The sequence below is a fragment of the Vibrio profundi genome (assembly GCF_043642225.1).
Lineage (GTDB): Bacteria > Pseudomonadota > Gammaproteobacteria > Enterobacterales > Vibrionaceae > Vibrio > Vibrio profundi_A.
On record NZ_JBHZSF010000007.1, the window covers coordinates 198,475 to 214,111 of the forward strand.

The 15,637-nt window shown below is 45.2% G+C and carries 15 protein-coding genes, 1 tRNA gene and 1 pseudogene; 6 read left to right on the plus strand and 11 right to left on the minus strand.

Annotation, left to right across the window (positions count from 1 at the left end):
- The first annotated feature begins 68 nt into the window (after nucleotides 1-68).
- Together ACHUFI_RS13155 and ACHUFI_RS13160 are read left to right on the plus strand one after the other, a co-directional pair.
- Nucleotides 69-626 carry a VC2662 family protein gene (locus ACHUFI_RS13155; protein ID WP_394249795.1) on the plus strand — a complete coding sequence of 186 codons (558 nt, stop codon included), beginning with the start codon at nucleotides 69-71 and terminating at the stop codon, nucleotides 624-626.
- A gap of 151 nt (nucleotides 627-777) precedes the next feature.
- A pseudogene (locus tag ACHUFI_RS13160) lies at nucleotides 778-2,299 on the plus strand (sensor domain-containing diguanylate cyclase).
- 1 nt (nucleotide 2,300) lies between these two features.
- On the opposite strand, the gene ACHUFI_RS13165 reads toward ACHUFI_RS13160, so the two are convergent.
- The 3 genes from ACHUFI_RS13165 to epmB all read right to left on the minus strand — a co-directional run bounded on the left by ACHUFI_RS13165 (nucleotide 2,301) and on the right by epmB (nucleotide 4,440).
- Nucleotides 2,301-2,789, minus strand: coding sequence for an MgtC/SapB family protein (locus ACHUFI_RS13165; RefSeq protein ID WP_394249797.1), 489 nt, complete (start codon nucleotides 2,787-2,789; stop codon nucleotides 2,301-2,303).
- 103 nt (nucleotides 2,790-2,892) lie between these two features.
- On the minus strand, nucleotides 2,893-3,408 hold the full coding sequence (locus ACHUFI_RS13170; RefSeq protein ID WP_394249799.1) for a type II secretion system protein: 516 nt from the start codon (nucleotides 3,406-3,408) through the stop codon (nucleotides 2,893-2,895).
- A gap of 9 nt (nucleotides 3,409-3,417) precedes the next feature.
- Nucleotides 3,418-4,440, minus strand: a complete 1,023-nt coding sequence (gene epmB, locus ACHUFI_RS13175; protein WP_394249801.1) for an EF-P beta-lysylation protein EpmB — start codon at nucleotides 4,438-4,440, stop codon at nucleotides 3,418-3,420.
- 33 nt (nucleotides 4,441-4,473) lie between these two features.
- Here epmB and efp point away from each other — a divergent pair, with 33 nt between their 5' ends.
- Nucleotides 4,474-5,040: an elongation factor P gene (gene efp, locus ACHUFI_RS13180; RefSeq protein ID WP_137358732.1), complete on the plus strand. Its 567-nt coding sequence runs from the start codon at nucleotides 4,474-4,476 to the stop codon at nucleotides 5,038-5,040.
- Between the two features lie 156 nt (nucleotides 5,041-5,196).
- Here efp and frdD read toward each other — a convergent pair whose 3' ends face one another.
- The 4 genes from frdD to frdA are packed head-to-tail and all read right to left on the minus strand — an operon-like array spanning nucleotide 5,197 to nucleotide 8,592.
- Nucleotides 5,197-5,583, minus strand: a complete 387-nt coding sequence (gene frdD, locus ACHUFI_RS13185) for a fumarate reductase subunit FrdD (RefSeq protein ID WP_004741337.1) — start codon at nucleotides 5,581-5,583, stop codon at nucleotides 5,197-5,199.
- A gap of 12 nt (nucleotides 5,584-5,595) precedes the next feature.
- Nucleotides 5,596-5,979 carry a fumarate reductase subunit FrdC gene (gene frdC, locus ACHUFI_RS13190; RefSeq protein WP_008219063.1) on the minus strand — a complete coding sequence of 128 codons (384 nt, stop codon included), beginning with the start codon at nucleotides 5,977-5,979 and terminating at the stop codon, nucleotides 5,596-5,598.
- 1 nt (nucleotide 5,980) lies between these two features.
- Complete coding sequence (locus tag ACHUFI_RS13195; protein ID WP_105025751.1) at nucleotides 5,981-6,760, minus strand: succinate dehydrogenase/fumarate reductase iron-sulfur subunit; 780 nt, start codon at nucleotides 6,758-6,760, stop codon at nucleotides 5,981-5,983.
- Nucleotides 6,760-8,592 carry a fumarate reductase (quinol) flavoprotein subunit gene (frdA, locus tag ACHUFI_RS13200; protein WP_394249804.1) on the minus strand — a complete coding sequence of 611 codons (1,833 nt, stop codon included), beginning with the start codon at nucleotides 8,590-8,592 and terminating at the stop codon, nucleotides 6,760-6,762. Before frdA ends, ACHUFI_RS13195 begins: the two co-directional genes overlap by 1 nt.
- 407 nt (nucleotides 8,593-8,999) lie before the next feature.
- Between frdA and epmA the strand changes: the two genes are divergently transcribed.
- A complete protein-coding gene (gene epmA / locus ACHUFI_RS13205; RefSeq protein WP_394249806.1) occupies nucleotides 9,000-9,971 on the plus strand; it encodes an elongation factor P--(R)-beta-lysine ligase in 972 nt (323 codons plus the stop codon).
- Nucleotides 9,972-9,996: 25 nt separating this feature from the next.
- Here the strand turns inward: epmA and ACHUFI_RS13210 are convergent, their stop codons facing one another.
- The 4 genes from ACHUFI_RS13210 to rsgA all read right to left on the minus strand — a co-directional run bounded on the left by ACHUFI_RS13210 (nucleotide 9,997) and on the right by rsgA (nucleotide 14,697).
- The gene (locus ACHUFI_RS13210) at nucleotides 9,997-10,884 is read right to left on the minus strand and encodes a DMT family transporter (RefSeq protein WP_394249808.1); all 888 of its coding nucleotides are present in this window, start codon (nucleotides 10,882-10,884) and stop codon (nucleotides 9,997-9,999) included.
- 105 nt (nucleotides 10,885-10,989) lie between these two features.
- Nucleotides 10,990-12,405, minus strand: coding sequence for an SLC13 family permease (locus ACHUFI_RS13215; RefSeq protein WP_394249810.1), 1,416 nt, complete (start codon nucleotides 12,403-12,405; stop codon nucleotides 10,990-10,992).
- Nucleotides 12,406-12,622: 217 nt separating this feature from the next.
- Nucleotides 12,623-13,531 carry an archaetidylserine decarboxylase gene (gene asd / locus ACHUFI_RS13220; protein ID WP_394249812.1) on the minus strand — a complete coding sequence of 303 codons (909 nt, stop codon included), beginning with the start codon at nucleotides 13,529-13,531 and terminating at the stop codon, nucleotides 12,623-12,625.
- Between the two features lie 110 nt (nucleotides 13,532-13,641).
- Nucleotides 13,642-14,697, minus strand: coding sequence for a small ribosomal subunit biogenesis GTPase RsgA (rsgA, locus tag ACHUFI_RS13225; RefSeq protein WP_394249814.1), 1,056 nt, complete (start codon nucleotides 14,695-14,697; stop codon nucleotides 13,642-13,644).
- A gap of 140 nt (nucleotides 14,698-14,837) precedes the next feature.
- On the opposite strand from rsgA, the gene orn reads away from it, so the two are divergent.
- Nucleotides 14,838-15,383: an oligoribonuclease gene (orn, locus tag ACHUFI_RS13230; RefSeq protein ID WP_394249816.1), complete on the plus strand. Its 546-nt coding sequence runs from the start codon at nucleotides 14,838-14,840 to the stop codon at nucleotides 15,381-15,383.
- Nucleotides 15,384-15,563: 180 nt separating this feature from the next.
- Nucleotides 15,564-15,636 (plus strand) — tRNA-Gly (locus ACHUFI_RS13235).
- The last annotated feature ends 1 nt before the right edge of the window (nucleotide 15,637 follow it).

Here is a 15,637-nt window from a genome sequence, read left to right on the forward strand (position 1 = left end):
GAAAATAATAGTGAGTGATTAGTCGCAATTTGGCTAGCGCGCACAACTAAAGTCAGTGGAGACTCCCAATGAAAAAACTTCTTTCAGTTCTAGCTATTTCTGCAGCTGTCGCTTCGCCTGCTGTATTCGCAAGTGCCCCCGTCATGTTCTCTTCAATCAACGATTTCAATGCTCCGCAAGCAAGCAAAGTTGCTGGTGTCCGTGTAGCGGCTTTACATGGTCAAGTTGACGAAGTGTCTGGTTTGGACTTAGCTATCGTGGGTATGTCAGAAACGCAACGTACTACAGGTGTGAACTTTGGTATTTTTGGTGCATCTAAAGTAAATCAAGAAATGAAAGGTGCATCACTTGGTTTCTTTAACTGGAATACTGGTTTAACTACGGGTGTTAACTTGGGTGCGGTGAACATTACTAATGATGTTAACGGCGCGAATGTGAGCTTTGTAAACTACTCAGAAGGCGACACTATGGTGGATGTCGGTGCTGCGAACATTTCTTCTGAGTCAACGGTGCAAGTGGGTATCTTCAACAAAACCGCAAAAATTGAAGGTGTGCAGATTGGTTTGATTAACTGTGCAGACAACGGTTTCTTCCCTTGCTTCCCAATCGTTAACTTTGCTAAATAGCTTCAGTTCAGTGCAGAAAAAAGTGAAGCCCAAGTTATAGGACTTGGGCTTTTTTATGTGCTTTTTCTAAATCTAGTCAACCTCACAATATGCACTTAATTCCTCATAACGGTTCATCAGAACGCTAGACCATAAAATAATAACTGGTACAATGTACGGCAAACTTAATCGCTGTGATGTCGTAGTGCCCAAAAATAACATTTTTAATTTTAAACAAGCACTTTTAGGATTAAGTGCCCTCTTCTTTGTTTTTTTAAGCTTACTTTTGGTGGATTCAGCGGATGAGTCAAAAAATGAATATTGGTCAGAACACCAGTATGTGAGCAATGCGCTTGGAGACTTGACTCAAATTATCAACGCGCTTGAGTACAACATTACTGCGTTATACCCCCTTCATAATGAAACTTATGCATTCTCTCATTCTCGGCACATCGAGGAGCAAACTTGTTACTTTGTTAACAAAGAGCAAGGGGAGGCTAGATTCGATTTCATGTTTTCGGGCCCGACCGAAATGTGCAATACCGATAGTACATTAAACATTGAAGCGAATAAGCGATTGTTTATCGCACCCTCTATGGCTTATTTTTCGAATACTATCGAGACAATTTCAGCAATTTACTTCATCTCAAAAGATAAGTTTATTATCTCGTCACCGTCCGATTTTGCTCAGTATATTCGCGGCGATACGTTTGACTCAGTGGTGATGAATCGCCCGTATTGGATTAATACGGTGCGTTATGGATTGACCCAGCGCCAAGACCAAGTGGTGTATACCGGAGAATACAGTGATTACTTAACTGGGAAGCGGGTCGTGACGCTAACGAAAGGGATATATGTCAACGGCGACTTTAAAGGGGTGTTGGGTGTTGACGGTTATGTCAGCGATTTAGTTTCTGACAGGAAGACGGCTTATCATATCGATTCAACGAAAGGGAAGAACAAATACGGCATTATGGCGTATACGCATTCTTACCCAATCAAACTGAACGGTGTCGCTACGGGGTTGTTTTTAAATGTGGATGAACCTAAGCGAGAACACCTTTGGCATGTGTTAGAGCATGATCAAATGCAGTTGATGAGTGTATTGATAATGTATTTGTGCTTAACGCTCGTTCTTTGGCGATATTACGCTAAGCAAGAGAATCAACGTTTACACGACTTAGCGATGATGGATCCTATGACTGGGCTTCTTAACCGACGAGGCTTTGAGGCGCAACTATTGAATCAGAATGAGTCGCCTATTGTTGGCATTGGTGTGTTTGATATTGATGACTTTAAGCATATTAATGATGAGTTTGGCCATGAGATTGGAGACGAAGTCATTTGCCATATTGCAAAACTAATGCTGAGCAGCGTGCGACAACAAGATATCGTCGCCCGTTTTGGTGGGGAAGAGTTTGTCGTCGCGATTTGTGGTGACTCCCCAGAGTTACTGACTTCGATCTTTGAACGAGTTCAAAAAGACATCAGTTTACAAAGCTATCGCTGTGACAGTGGAGACCGAATTGAAGTGTCGGTCTCGGGGGGGGGCAACGCTTTACTCTCTATATCGCTTCGACAGCTTGTCACATCTATGGAAAAACCAAAGTATCCGAGCTTCTGACGAGCAGCTTTACCACGCTAAAACCGCAGGGAAAAACCAAGTGTCAATTGCGATGTATGAAAGAGGGTAGCTCAGCCTTTTTCATGGTGCTCAGCTTTCAATTTCCACTTTTTATGTACGCCACGACGTAAGCTTTGAAAGCTGTTTTCCACTCGGTCCACGCCTAAAAGAACGGCGAGAGCCAATAGCGTAATAATGACGGACTGCGATAAGTGGCCAAGTCCTATCATCATCCCCAATGCGGCTAACATCCAAATGATGGCGGCAGAGGTAACGCCATGAATCTTACCATTGAGTGTCATCATCACACCTGCGCCAAGAAACCCGACCCCTGTAATGATCTGTCCAAGAACACGAGCTTGATCCAGGGTATTTGGGGATAGGCTGATCGCCATTGTCATAAATAGATACGTCCCTGAAATGATGAGGATGGACGTCCTAATTCCAACGGGTTTGCCTCGAGTTTGCCTTTCTACGCCAATTAACACGCCATTAAGCGCGCATGCCATCAATGCCGGCCAGCTGAAAGGGTCAATGTTGAGGTAAGGGGCTATGAACATCGTAGGCATCTCCAAAAAAGGGGAGTATGCGTACGGGATGGTAAGAAGGCGAACGAAAATTAACTATCGTCACCATTAAAAGTAATGATGACGAATGGGGCAATTAACAGCCTGTGCTCGTAATGATGAAGCTGGGAAGGGTTGTTTCGGTTGCTTGCGTATATTCTAAGTAACATTCGTCAGACACAAGCCTTTTACTGCCGGAAGCATAGATGATGATGCCGTCATCGTCGGCTTCATTAGTAAAGTACCAATCTGCGACTCCATCATCCGAGGCCGCATCTCGCGTCGATGTCTCGAGTAACAATGCCCAAGCTTGATCGTTCATCGCGACTGGGTAGCCATAAGCAATTTCGATGTTGTCACCCTCAATAGTAATCGCGCCGCTCACCGCATTTTCAATGCCTAAACTGGCCGCTTTGCCATGAGTCATATTACTCGCACTTACCATTCCGCCTCTTAAACCGTTTAAAGCCGCGAGGCGTGAGTCAGTTTGTAAATTGAGGAACTTGGAATAGGCCGTTACGGATAAGATCCCTAGAATAACGATCACAATGACGAATTCGATCAGGGTAAATCCTGGAGCTTTTTGTTTGTTACGATGAACTGAATTAGTCATTTTTCATTATTATTCTAAGTGTAGGTCGAGTGGTGTTTTACTGTTACGGCCACCAATTTCACGAGTCAGCTTAGGCACAAGGTAGCCAGAAACGTTTTCAATGAGCCCTTTTATGAGTGCTCGTGCTTCATCATCACTGACGTAAAAATGCGCCGCACCTTGCACCTTATCTAAAACGTGCAAATAGTAGGGAAGAATCCCAATAGAGAAAAGGGCTTCACTCAATTTAGTTTGTGCAGAAACCGAATTATTCACACCTTTTAACAAAACACTTTGGTTGAGCAGGGTAACTCGTGCTTTTACCAACTTTTCAAAAGCCTGTGCAAGCTCGTTGTTGATTTCATTGGCGTGATTGATGTGGCTAACAAAGACGATTTTGAGGTGGCTTTGCTGCAGCATCTGGCAAAGTTCAGTCGTGATGCGTGCTGGAATCACGACGGGCAATCGGCTGTGAATTCGCAGTGTTTTGATATGAGGGAGCTCTTCAATCGCAGCGAGTAACCATTGTAGCTCGCTATCTTTAGCCATTAATGGGTCGCCGCCTGACCAAATGATCTCGTTAATTTCTGGGTTGTTGGCTACATAGTCGAGGCTTTGCTGCCACACCGCTTTTGAGCCTTTGTTATTTTGGTAGGGAAAATGACGACGGAAGCAGTAACGACAGTTAATTGCACAGCCTCCTTTCACGATCATCAATGCGCGACTTTTATACTTGTGCAGTAATCCAGGAATCGCATTATTTTGTTCTTCGAGCGGATCGGAAGAGTAACCCTGATGGATTTCAAACTCTTCACTGATCGGTAGCACTTGGCGCAGCAGAGGGTCGTGCGGGTTGCCTTTTTCCATTCTATCGACAAAGCTTTGAGGCACTCGTTGAGCAAATAGGTCTCGAGCGGCAAAGCCATCAACCCAATCTGAAGTGTCGATTTCTAATGTTTCGAGTAGCGTTCTCGGGTCAGAGATCGCATTCGATAGTTGTTTGAGCCAGTTTTGCTCAACAGATTCGACTTTTCGGGTTATGATATGCGGCATTGAAATCAACTCAAAGATGTGTAAGAGGAAATCATGGCGTCAGTAAGCACCAATGAATTCAAAGGCGGTTTAAAATTCATGATGGATAACGAGCCTTGCTCAATTATCGAAAATGAATACGTTAAGCCAGGTAAAGGCCAAGCGTTCAACCGCGTAAAACTTCGTAAACTGCTGTCAGGCAAAGTGTTAGAGAAAACATTCAAGTCTGGCGACACTGTAGAACTTGCAGATGTAGTAGACGTTGAACTGGGTTACCTATACTCAGACGGTGAATTCTTCCACTTCATGAACAACGAAACTTTTGAGCAAATCGCGGCAGATGCAAAAGCAGTCGGCGAAACTTCAAAATGGTTAGTTGAAAATGACGTTTGTACTCTAACGTTGTGGAATGATAACCCTATCACTGTAACTCCGCCAAACTTTGTTGAGATTGAAGTTACTGATACAGATCCAGGTCTGAAAGGTGATACTCAAGGTACTGGTGGTAAACCAGCGACTCTAGCAACAGGCGCGGTAGTTCGTGTTCCTCTATTCATCGCTATCGGTGAAGTTGTGAAAGTTGATACTCGTACTGGCGAATACGTTGGTCGTGTAAAGTAATCCATGCGATTACATAATCGAATGGGTATTCCAACAATATCATTCGAATGAAGAGAAGGTCACTGCGGTGGCCTTTTTTGTTATCTATGATTTTGTTTTAGAAAAGAAAAAGGCCAGTGCGAGACTGACCTTTAAATTAGTGAAATCGGTTTGCTGTTAAATCATAAAGATGAAAATAACAGACAATGCGCTGATTAGGCCTGCAAAGAAGTAGCAGCCCACTTTACCTGCAACGCCGACGTGGAATTTTAGGTCGTGCATGCCGTGGTGAAGACGGTGCATAGCGTGCCACATTGGCAGTGCCAGCGTACCGATGATAAATAGCGCACCGATAATGCTGGTGGCGAACTCAGACACACGTTCGTAACTCATAGCTTCAGCATCGATGATGCCCATTGGCACTAAGATACCTAGCACTAGAATCGTGATTGGCGTGATCATCGCGAACCAAGTACCGCCAGCGCCGAATAGACCCCACCAGATTGGCTCATCAGAGCGTTGAGGATTGTGGTTAACAGGCTTAACTTTGTAGTTTGTGTTCATAACGAAAGCTCCTTACACCACAACAAGAACGATTAAAGAAATAAAAGCCACCGCTGCCCACTGAGTCAGTACGATGATTCTTTTATCAACCAATTTACCTTTCAGGCGGATTGGCATCACTTGAGGCATCATGCTGAAGAAGGTTTGAGCGTGCATTAAGCTGCCTAGCAGAGCCACGATATTAATACCGACAATGATAGGGTTAGCCATAAAGCTCAACCAACCAGCCCACGCTTCAGGGCCTTTCACTAGTGCACCCAAACCAAAGGTTAGGAATACAGTGAACAGAATCAAAGGCAGTACAGTTGCTTCACGTAGCATGTAGAAGCGGTAGAACGGATGGTTGCTCCACCACGTTCTCTTCATCTCACGAACATAAGGCTTACGATTGCTCATCTTATGCCTCCTCTGCAGTTTTTACTTGGTTCTTGCTAACAGATGTACCGTCAGGTTTGAACATCGAGATAACGAAGTCCATTGAAGACTCAACTTTACCTTGGTTAACCGCCGCTGCTGGGTCTACTTTCTTCGGACATACTTCAGAACAGTAACCAACAAACGTACAGCCCCAAGCGCCATTTTCACCATTGATAAGCTTCATACGCTCATCTTTACCGTTGTCACGGCTATCTAAGTTGTAACGGTGAGCAAGAGTCAATGCTGCAGGGCCGATGAACTCAGGGTTCAAACCGAATTGAGGACACGCTGCGTAACAAAGACCGCAGTTGATGCAGCCAGCGAACTGTTTGTATTTCGCCATCTGCTCTGGTGTTTGCAGGTTAGTGCCATCTTCAGGCTTACGATCGTTACCAATGATGTAAGGCTTGATCGCTTCAAGGCGCTCGATGAACGGCGTCATGTCGACAATCAAATCTTTTTCGATTGGGAAGTTAGCTAAAGGCTCGATAGTCAGGCCGTTTGGGTAGTCACGTAAGAAGCTCTTACACGCCAGTTTAGGCACGCCATCAACCATGATGCCGCAAGAACCACAGATCGCCATGCGACAAGACCAACGGTATGAAAGGTCTTTGTCTTGGTGGTCTTTGATGTAACCAATCGCATCAAGTACTGACATGGTTTCATCGAATGGGACTTCGAAAGTCTGCATGTAAGGTTCTGCATCTTTCTCTGGGTCGTAGCGCAGAATGTCTACTTTTTGGATACGGTTCGCTGACATTATGCTTGCTCCTCTTCGCTCTTCTCATCTTTCTTAGCATTCGCTTCTGCAGCTTTTTCAGCGGCAGCGGCTTTCTCTGCTGCTTCACCGTATAGACGAGCTTTAGGTTGAGACTTGGTGATCTTAACGTCGCTGTAATCGATGGTTGGTGCTGCATCTTCATTGAAGAAAGAGAGTGAGTGTTTTAGGAAGTTCACGTCATCACGTTCTGTGCAGTTGTCGTCTAGACGTTGGTGTGCACCGCGAGACTCTTTACGAAGGATAGCTGAGTGAACCATTGCTTCTGCGACTTCAAGGCCGTAACCGACTTCGATAGCGTAAAGTAGGTCAGTGTTGAACACTTTGCCTTTGTCTTTAATGCTGATCTTCTTGTAGCGCGTTTTCAGTTCCGTGATCTTGTTGATGGTCTCCTGCATCAAGTCTTCTTGACGGTAGATACCACAACCCGCTTCCATGGTGTGACCCATTTCAGTACGGATATCAGCCCAGTTCTCGTCGCCTTCTTGGTTCATCAGCGCAGCGATGCGATCTTCAACCGCTTTTACCTGCTTAGCGATAGACGCTTCATTCCAGCCTTTGAACTCTGCGGCGCGTTTCACCGCTTCTTCACCGGCAACGCGGCCAAATACCACAAACTCAGCCAGAGAGTTCGAACCTAGGCGATTTGCCCCGTGTAGGCCAACTGACGCACACTCACCAACCGCAAATAGGCCTTTGATGCGAGTTTCACAAGTACCGTTAGTTTCAATACCACCCATGGTGTAGTGAACAGTCGGGCGGATTGGGATTGGCTCTTTTGCAGGATCTACGTTCACGTACGCTTTTGCTAGCTCACAGATGAACGGTAAGCGCTCTTGCAGGTACTCTTCACCAAGGTGGCGAAGGTCAAGGTGTACTACATCACCAAGAGGGTGCTTGATGGTGTTGCCTTTCTGCTGCTCATGCCAGAATGCTTGGGAAACTTTGTCGCGTGGACCCAGTTCCATGTATTTGTTTTTCGGCTCGCCCACTGGCGTTTCAGGGCCCATGCCGTAATCTTGTAGGTAACGGTAGCCGTTCTTGTTGACGATGATACCGCCTTCACCACGACAACCTTCGGTCATCAAGATGCCCGTGCCCGGTAGGCCTGTTGGATGGTATTGAACGAACTCCATGTCACGTAGTGGCACACCGTGGCGATAAGCCATTGCCATACCGTCGCCCGTTACGATGCCGCCGTTAGTATTACAGTGGTAAACACGACCTGCGCCACCCGTTGCTAGAACAACCGATTTTGCTTTGATGGTAACAAGCTCACCTTCAGACATATGAATCGCGATAAGGCCTTGTACTTCGCCTTCTTCAACGATCAAATCCACCACAAAGTACTCGTCAAATCGTTTGATTTGGTCGTACTTCATCGAAGTCTGGAACAGTGTATGAAGCATGTGGAAGCCAGTTTTATCGGCTGCGAACCACGTTCTTTCTACCTTCATACCGCCGAATCGGCGTACGTTTACTTCACCGTTTTCTTTACGACTCCATGGGCAGCCCCATTGTTCCATTTGGATCATTTCGCGAGTCGCGTTTTCAACAAAGTATTCAACAACATCCTGTTCACATAGCCAGTCGCCACCGCCAACGGTATCGTTGAAGTGGTTGTCTAGGCTATCTTCGTCTTTAATTACCGCTGCTGAACCGCCTTCTGCTGCTACCGTGTGCGAACGCATTGGGTAAACTTTAGAAATCAGTGCTACTTCTAATTCAGGATTAGCTTCAGCTGCTGCAATTGCAGTACGAAGACCAGCGCCGCCTGCGCCGATGACTGCGATATCTGTGGTAATTGTCTTCACAGTTATCCTCCAGTGTGATGCGGAGTATTCCGCTTGTTATTATCAAAGGCCAGTATTGATAAATGTCGATATAAGCCTTAAGTGGTAGGTTTAGTGTAGGAGAGGTCGATATTTGAAAAATTGATTTATTTAGGTTTTTGCTCCGGTAATGCATATGGAGGCATAAAAAATATAGGTTATGTGACTACAATCACGGCAATGAATTGTTCGCTGAGATTTATGTATCGGGCCAGTGTTAACGGCTTGTTGAGTATGATTTTTGTTATCAATATTCCTGTGGAATAAATGTCGTAAATTGTATTGTAGAACGTTATTTTCTCGTTTCACTTGGCTCAATATGATGCTTACAAATTCATAGAAAGGTGGTAATTTCCTTCGCTTAGTAATCGGTAAGGTGGAATCAAATCATGCAAGCGACCTGGCAGCCAGCTGCGACAATCGAACAGTTAAAGCAACGTGCTGAAATTATTAAACAAATTCGTCAATTCTTTTCTGAGCGAAGTGTTCTTGAAGTAGATACCCCTGCAATGAGTCACGCGACAGTGACGGATGTGCATTTGCATACTTTTAAAACTGAATTTGTTGGCCCTGGTTACGCTGGTGGGCAGCCACTCTTTTTTATGACGAGTCCTGAGTTCCACATGAAACGTTTATTGGCGGCAGGGAGTGGCTGTATTTATCAAATTTGTAAGTCGTTTCGTAACGAAGAGAACGGCCGTTACCACAACCCTGAATTCACGATGCTGGAGTGGTATCGCGTTGGGTTTAATCATCACGATTTGATGGATGAGATGGATTTGCTGCTACAGCAAACCTTGAAGTCGGGCGAAGCCGAGCGCATGACTTACCAGCAAGCTTTTATTGACGTGCTGGGTGTGTGTCCGCTTGAGGACATTATGGATACCCTAAAACAAGCGGCAGCGAAGCTTGGACTTAGTGATATTGCCGACCCTGAAGAAGACCGTGATACCTTACTGCAATTACTGTTTAGCGTGGGTGTCGAAGAAAAGATCGGCCAGACAGTACCAGCATTTGTTTATGACTTCCCAGCTTCACAGGCGGCATTAGCTAAGATTAACCCGAATGATCCACGAGTGGCTGACCGTTTTGAGGTGTACTTCAAAGGCATCGAATTGGCAAACGGCTTTCATGAGTTGGATAACCCACAAGAGCAGCTCAAGCGCTTTGAAGATGACAATGCCAAACGCATTGAGATGGGGTTATCGCCTCAACCGATTGATCATCATTTGATTGAGGCGTTAAAAGCAGGGCTACCAGATTGCGCTGGTGTCGCTTTAGGTATCGACCGTCTGATCATGCTGGCATTAGGTTATGAGCACATCGATGAGGTGACTGCTTTTCCATTCCCGCGTTCTTAAAACTTCAGCGTTTAATTTACTTCTGTTAACTGACTAGGATTCCGGTGCCAATCACAGCCACAATGGCACCAATCCAAGCGTAAGCATTGGGCCTTTGTTTGGTGTAAAACCAAAGTATAGGCAGCAACATGATAGGTGTGGTAGACGATAACAAAGCAACCATGCCGACATTGCCTTCCTGTAGTGCGTATAAGATCAGCGTCATTCCTACCGCCATGGCGAGAAAGCCATTTACCGCAGTAATAGCGAACATTTGACCATTCATTGGTTTAATAGCCCGGGAGAGTTTGGCTCCGGTTAAGCGAAACAGTGAATGAGCAACAAAGGCGGTGATCATTCGAATCGCAGAAGCGGCGACTGGATCGATATTGGTTTGCATCACAGGCTTTGCAATGATGCCTCCAAGAGCTTGGCAAATAGCAGCGGTGATTCCTAGTGCAACGCCAATCCAAACCGTGCCTTTAATGGCTTCAAGTTGATTTTTGGATTGGCCTTTACGACCAAAAAAGATTGCGGTTAACACGCCACTAAATACCAATGCCGAGCCAATCAGCTCGCCAGAAGTCATGCTTTCGCTAAACAGGAAGTAACCGAGAATTGCTGAGAATACCGCGTGACAAGAGAACAGTAAGCCCGCTTGGCGCGGCCCCATACGGTTCAAGCAAGCGAATAAGGCGGTATCACCAATAAAGATGCCAATCAAGCCTGACAGCATCATAGGCGTAACTAAGCTTGCTTCAACGGAGCTCCACCCACCAGTAAACCAAGCCATGCTCGATAACATGACCGCAGTGCAGCCCATTCGCCAACGGCTATACGCGAAAGATCCCAAGTGCTGAGCTGGTTTGACCGACATTAGGCTCGCTATCGCCCAAAGAAATGCCGCCGCTAAGGCAAGCCATTCAAATCCCATTGAAAAACATCCATGTAGACAGGTATTAAGGAAGTAGGGATTTAATATGCACTAATCCCCTCTAATTACAAAGTAATGAATGAGAGGGGATAAAGTGAATCGTCACTAGACGAAGAGGAATAATGCGAGGTAGACGATACCTAATCCTATTAAGCCGAGGATAATCCCCATTTTCGCCATGTCTTTACTTTCGATAAGGCCGGTTGAATAAGCCAGTGAGTTTGGTGGGGTCGATACCGGTAGAATCATGCCAAGAGAAGCTGAGAACGCGACCACGACGAGTAATCCTTGCAAGCCTCCAATCGCGGCTAAACTTTCCATCGAAGCCCCAATAGCGGCAGCGATTGGCATGAGTAAGTTAGCAGTAGCGGTATTTGACATAAAGTTCGCCATTAGCCAACACACAATTGAGAGAGTGATGACGACGGCTGCAGGTGAAAGGGATTCATAATCAATCGCGTGTGCTAATGCTGCGGCTAGCCCTGTTTTATCCAGCCCGATTCCGATCGCGATACCCCCGGCGACAAGCCATAGCACATCCCAGTTGATCAGTTTGAGCTCTTCCTTGCCCATGATACCGGTTAGCGTAAACACCGCTAACGGGATGATTGAAACCACATAGGTGTTCATACCGTGCAATTTGGTGGTCATCCATAGCAGGATGGTGGCCGCGAAGGTGACATACACCACAATCGCACGCCAGCTTTTCTTAAATTCCCCATCAAGTTTTAGCTTCATATTATCTTGCTGTGACGGAAAGAACTTTTGCAGTAGGAACCAAGCGATAGTGAGTTGAATGACGACAAATGGAAGCCCCATCATCATCCAAGATAAGAAGTCGATGCTGTTTTCACCGGTAAGGTATTGCAGAGCTATGGCGTTGGGTGGTGTGCCGATAGGTGTCGCAATACCGCCAGTATTGGCGGCGATAGGAATACAAAGCACTAATGCCTTAATACCTATATCTCCACGAGGTGCGGAAGCAACGATAGGGCCAAGTAACGCGAGCATCATAACCGTCGTGGCGGTATTGGACATGAACATGGAGAACACGGCAGTGATCAGCATTAAACCTAACATGATGAATCTAGGTTGAGTACCGAATGGCTTAAGAAGCACTCGAGCCAAATTGTTATCCAACTCATACTTGGAGGCCGCAATCGCCAAGGCAAAGCCCCCCATGAACAGTATGATGATAGGTGAGGAAAAGGCGCCGAAAATATCGGTGTAATTCATTAGTTCGCCTAACTCATGTCCTGCTGGTGGTGTTCTAAATAAGTGCAAGCCTTTATCCGATATCATCACTAGCTGCAGAGCAATGATGAGGATGGAAGTGGCGAATACGGGAACGGGCTCTAGTACCCAAAGTAAAGCGGCCAGTAAGAAGATGGCTAATAATCGATGCTGAATAAGAGTGAGATCATCAATAGGAATTGCATCGATAGGCATGAATAACACACCTAGAGGAATGGAAAAACAGATCAGTAACTTCACCAAAATGTTGGCATTCAACTTTGGCATGGTAGATAGGTCCTATAAGTAAATTATTCACGAATAGAGTAAGTTATCTGATAACTGAGTACTTGGAGGCGAGTTGAAGTTTCGCAAACTTGTTCAGTGTTTCGGCAGTAGCTTTGCTTTTGGTCAATATTTCAAAGCGCTATTTCACGCCAGAAAAAGGAAAGGCGAGTTATTTCTAACTCGCCTTATTGATTAGATTCGAAACTGTAATGGAAGGCTATACTTCGCTTTGGCTTTCTGGTGTTTCAGTTGTCTCTGCAGACTCAGCTGCGTTGGTATGAGCGTAAGGCGTGCCTAGAACGGTTTTTTCACCATTCATCATTGACTCATCGAACTTGATCGCATCTTTCGCGAATAGGTTGATTACGGTAGAGCCGAGCTTAAAGCGACCCATCTCTTCGCCTTTCTTCAGAACAACCGAATGGTTACCTTCTGCTGGGTAGTCCCACTTGTAAACCGTGTTACCGCGTGGCGGAGTCACCGTGCCAGCCCATACTTGCTCGATGCTACCAACAATAGTTGCACCAACAAGGACTTGTGCCATTGGGCCGAATTCAGTATCAAAAATACATACAACGCGTTCGTTACGAGCAAATAAGTTTGGCACGTTTTCTGCGGTGAGTGGATTTACCGAAAAAAGATCACCAGGAACGTAGATCATCTGACGTAATGTACCATCGCAAGGCATGTGTACGCGGTGGTAGTCACTTGGTGAAAGGTACAAAGTGGCAAATTCACCATCTTTAAATTCTTCTGCTAGGTTAGCGTCTCCACCAAGTAGCTCTTGAGCCGAGTAGTTGTGGCCTTTTGCTTGGATTAGTTGGCCATCAGTAATTGGACCAAACTGGCTAACGCGAGCATCAGCAGGATGAACAATGACTGATTCACCTTCCGAGATAGGGCGCATGCCTTCTTTTAGCTCACGAACAAAAAACTCGTTAAACGTCTTGAAGTGTTTTGGATCGCTGTGTAGCGCTTCATCCATGTTCACTTTGTACTGCTTGATGAACCAGTTGATGATAGCTGTAGTTAAACCACCTGCCTTTGCAGAAGCAATTTTACCGACTAGACGAGTTAATCCGTGCTGAGGGATCCAGTACTGTAGTCCAACTTTAATCTTATCCATTGTTTACTTTTCCAATGCTAACTAATTGATTCACTGTTTAGGGCGCGAGATGTTACTGAAATTCGCGCCTGTTGTCAGCAAATGCCCATATTTGTTCACAAAAATAGCGACTAAAGATCGGCTTTTTTGCTGCGTGAATACTGACGATTATCTTTGTTGCCAGCCATGCTTTCGATGATTCTATGATAGTTATCGAAACGTAGCTTACTGATATTCCCGTCTTCTACCGCTTCACGAAGTAGGCAACCTGGATCGTCATTGTGTTTACAATCTCGGAACTTACAGCCACCAAGGAACGGCTTAAATTCTACAAAAGCTTCGGTGATGGCTTCTGGCTCTAAGTGCCATAAACCAAACTCACGAACTCCTGGGGAGTCAATTAAATCACCGCCTGATGGGAAATGGTAAAGGCGAGCAGCCGTCGTAGTATGCTGACCAAGACCTGAGTTCTCTGAGACCGCGCCTTCTTCAATATCTAACGTTGGCATTAATGCGTTCACTAGGCTCGACTTACCCACGCCAGACTGACCCACAAAGATATTGATACGATCTTTAAGTTCAGCTTCTAATTCTTTAATGCCATATCCTGACTCTTTACTGACGAACATGACTTTATAACCAATCTTCTCGTATTCTTTGAGGGTTTGTTGGTATTCTTCTAGCTGTTGTTCGCTCAATAAGTCTACTTTATTGAGTACCACTAACGGAGCAATACTCAATGTCTCAGAGGCAATTAGGTAACGGTCGATAATATTGAGTGATAGCTCTGGCAGAACCGCAGAAACAATCACCATTTGGTCGACGTTGGCGGCAACCGGTTTTAGGCCGTCATAGTAATCAGGTCGAGTAAGAATAGAGCTTCTTGGTTCAACGGCTTCAACAACACCAGAAATACCTGCCATTGATTCCAAGCCTGCACGCCAAATAACTTTGTCGCCTGATACTAAACTTTCGATACCACGACGTAAGTTACAGCGATGGATTTCCTGAGTCTCTAAGTCTTCAATGTCAGCATGTTGACCAAAGCGAGTGATAACCAGCCCGGTTTTGGTTGCCCCAAGCATGTTTTCATCCCATTGGATGGAATCTTCTTTCTTGAGTCGCTTTTTCTGGTTGCTGCGTACGCGTCGTACTTGACCTTTGGTCAGTTTTTTCTTTTTTGCCACGGTTTTCTACTTAACACATCTAAACTTAATAGTGACTGGGAACTCAAACGCTGCACTTTTCAGCGACTGTAAAACTAGTTTGAGCATAGTTATTTGGGTATAGTACCTCTTTTACACGTAAACAAATAGGCAACCTCTTTATGTCCTTTAGCGATCAGAACCTAATTTGGGTCGATCTTGAGATGACAGGTCTAAATCCTGAAACTCATAAAATCATTGAAATTGCGTCTATCGTCACTGATAGCCAGTTAAATATCTTAGCTGAAGGACCAGTATTGGCTATCCACCAACCAGACTCAGAGTTGGACAAAATGGATGAGTGGTGTACGACAACTCATACCGGTAGTGGTCTAGTTAAACGTGTAAAGGAAAGTTCAGTTTCAGAGCAAGAAGCGGTTAACCAAACTATTGAATTCTTAAAGAAATGGGTTCCAGCGGGTAAGTCTCCAATTTGTGGGAACAGTATCGGGCAAGACCGTCGTTTCCTTGTGAAGCACATGCCTCACCTAGATGAGTATTTCCATTACCGCTGTATTGATGTAAGTACGCTCAAAGAGCTGACTCGCCGTTGGAAACCTGAAATTTTAGATGGTTTTTCTAAGCAAGGTACTCACTTGGCGTTAGATGATATTCGTGAATCTATTGCTGAATTGAAGTATTACCGTGAAACCATTATTACGATCTAACTTCATATAGAAATTCCTGATTTTCCTCATATAGATCCAAAATTTAGCGGCCTTGAGTATTTTTTTGTGTGCTTTTTCAGCAAATGAGAAAAAAAACATTTTTTTTTGAGTGAAGGACTTGCATCACAAAAAAATGCTCTTATAATTCGCAGCCCTGAACGACGAAAGACGATTCAGAATGCGACACTAGCTCAGCTGGTAGAGCGCAACCTTGCCAAGGTTGAGGTCACGAGTTCGAACCTCGTGTGTCGCTC

Coding starts and splice junctions, on each gene's coding strand:
- ACHUFI_RS13155 (WP_394249795.1), top strand. CDS start 69: ATGAAAAAACTTCTTTCAGTTCTAGCTATTTCTGCAGCTGTCGCTTCG.
- ACHUFI_RS13165 (WP_394249797.1), bottom strand. CDS start 2,789: ATGTTCATAGCCCCTTACCTCAACATTGACCCTTTCAGCTGGCCGGCA.
- ACHUFI_RS13170 (WP_394249799.1), bottom strand. CDS start 3,408: ATGACTAATTCAGTTCATCGTAACAAACAAAAAGCTCCAGGATTTACC.
- epmB (WP_394249801.1), bottom strand. CDS start 4,440: ATGCCGCATATCATAACCCGAAAAGTCGAATCTGTTGAGCAAAACTGG.
- efp (WP_137358732.1), top strand. CDS start 4,474: ATGGCGTCAGTAAGCACCAATGAATTCAAAGGCGGTTTAAAATTCATG.
- frdD (WP_004741337.1), bottom strand. CDS start 5,583: ATGAACACAAACTACAAAGTTAAGCCTGTTAACCACAATCCTCAACGC.
- frdC (WP_008219063.1), bottom strand. CDS start 5,979: ATGAGCAATCGTAAGCCTTATGTTCGTGAGATGAAGAGAACGTGGTGG.
- ACHUFI_RS13195 (WP_105025751.1), bottom strand. CDS start 6,760: ATGTCAGCGAACCGTATCCAAAAAGTAGACATTCTGCGCTACGACCCA.
- epmA (WP_394249806.1), top strand. CDS start 9,000: ATGCAAGCGACCTGGCAGCCAGCTGCGACAATCGAACAGTTAAAGCAA.
- ACHUFI_RS13210 (WP_394249808.1), bottom strand. CDS start 10,884: ATGGGATTTGAATGGCTTGCCTTAGCGGCGGCATTTCTTTGGGCGATA.
- ACHUFI_RS13215 (WP_394249810.1), bottom strand. CDS start 12,405: ATGCCAAAGTTGAATGCCAACATTTTGGTGAAGTTACTGATCTGTTTT.
- asd (WP_394249812.1), bottom strand. CDS start 13,531: ATGGATAAGATTAAAGTTGGACTACAGTACTGGATCCCTCAGCACGGA.
- orn (WP_394249816.1), top strand. CDS start 14,838: ATGTCCTTTAGCGATCAGAACCTAATTTGGGTCGATCTTGAGATGACA.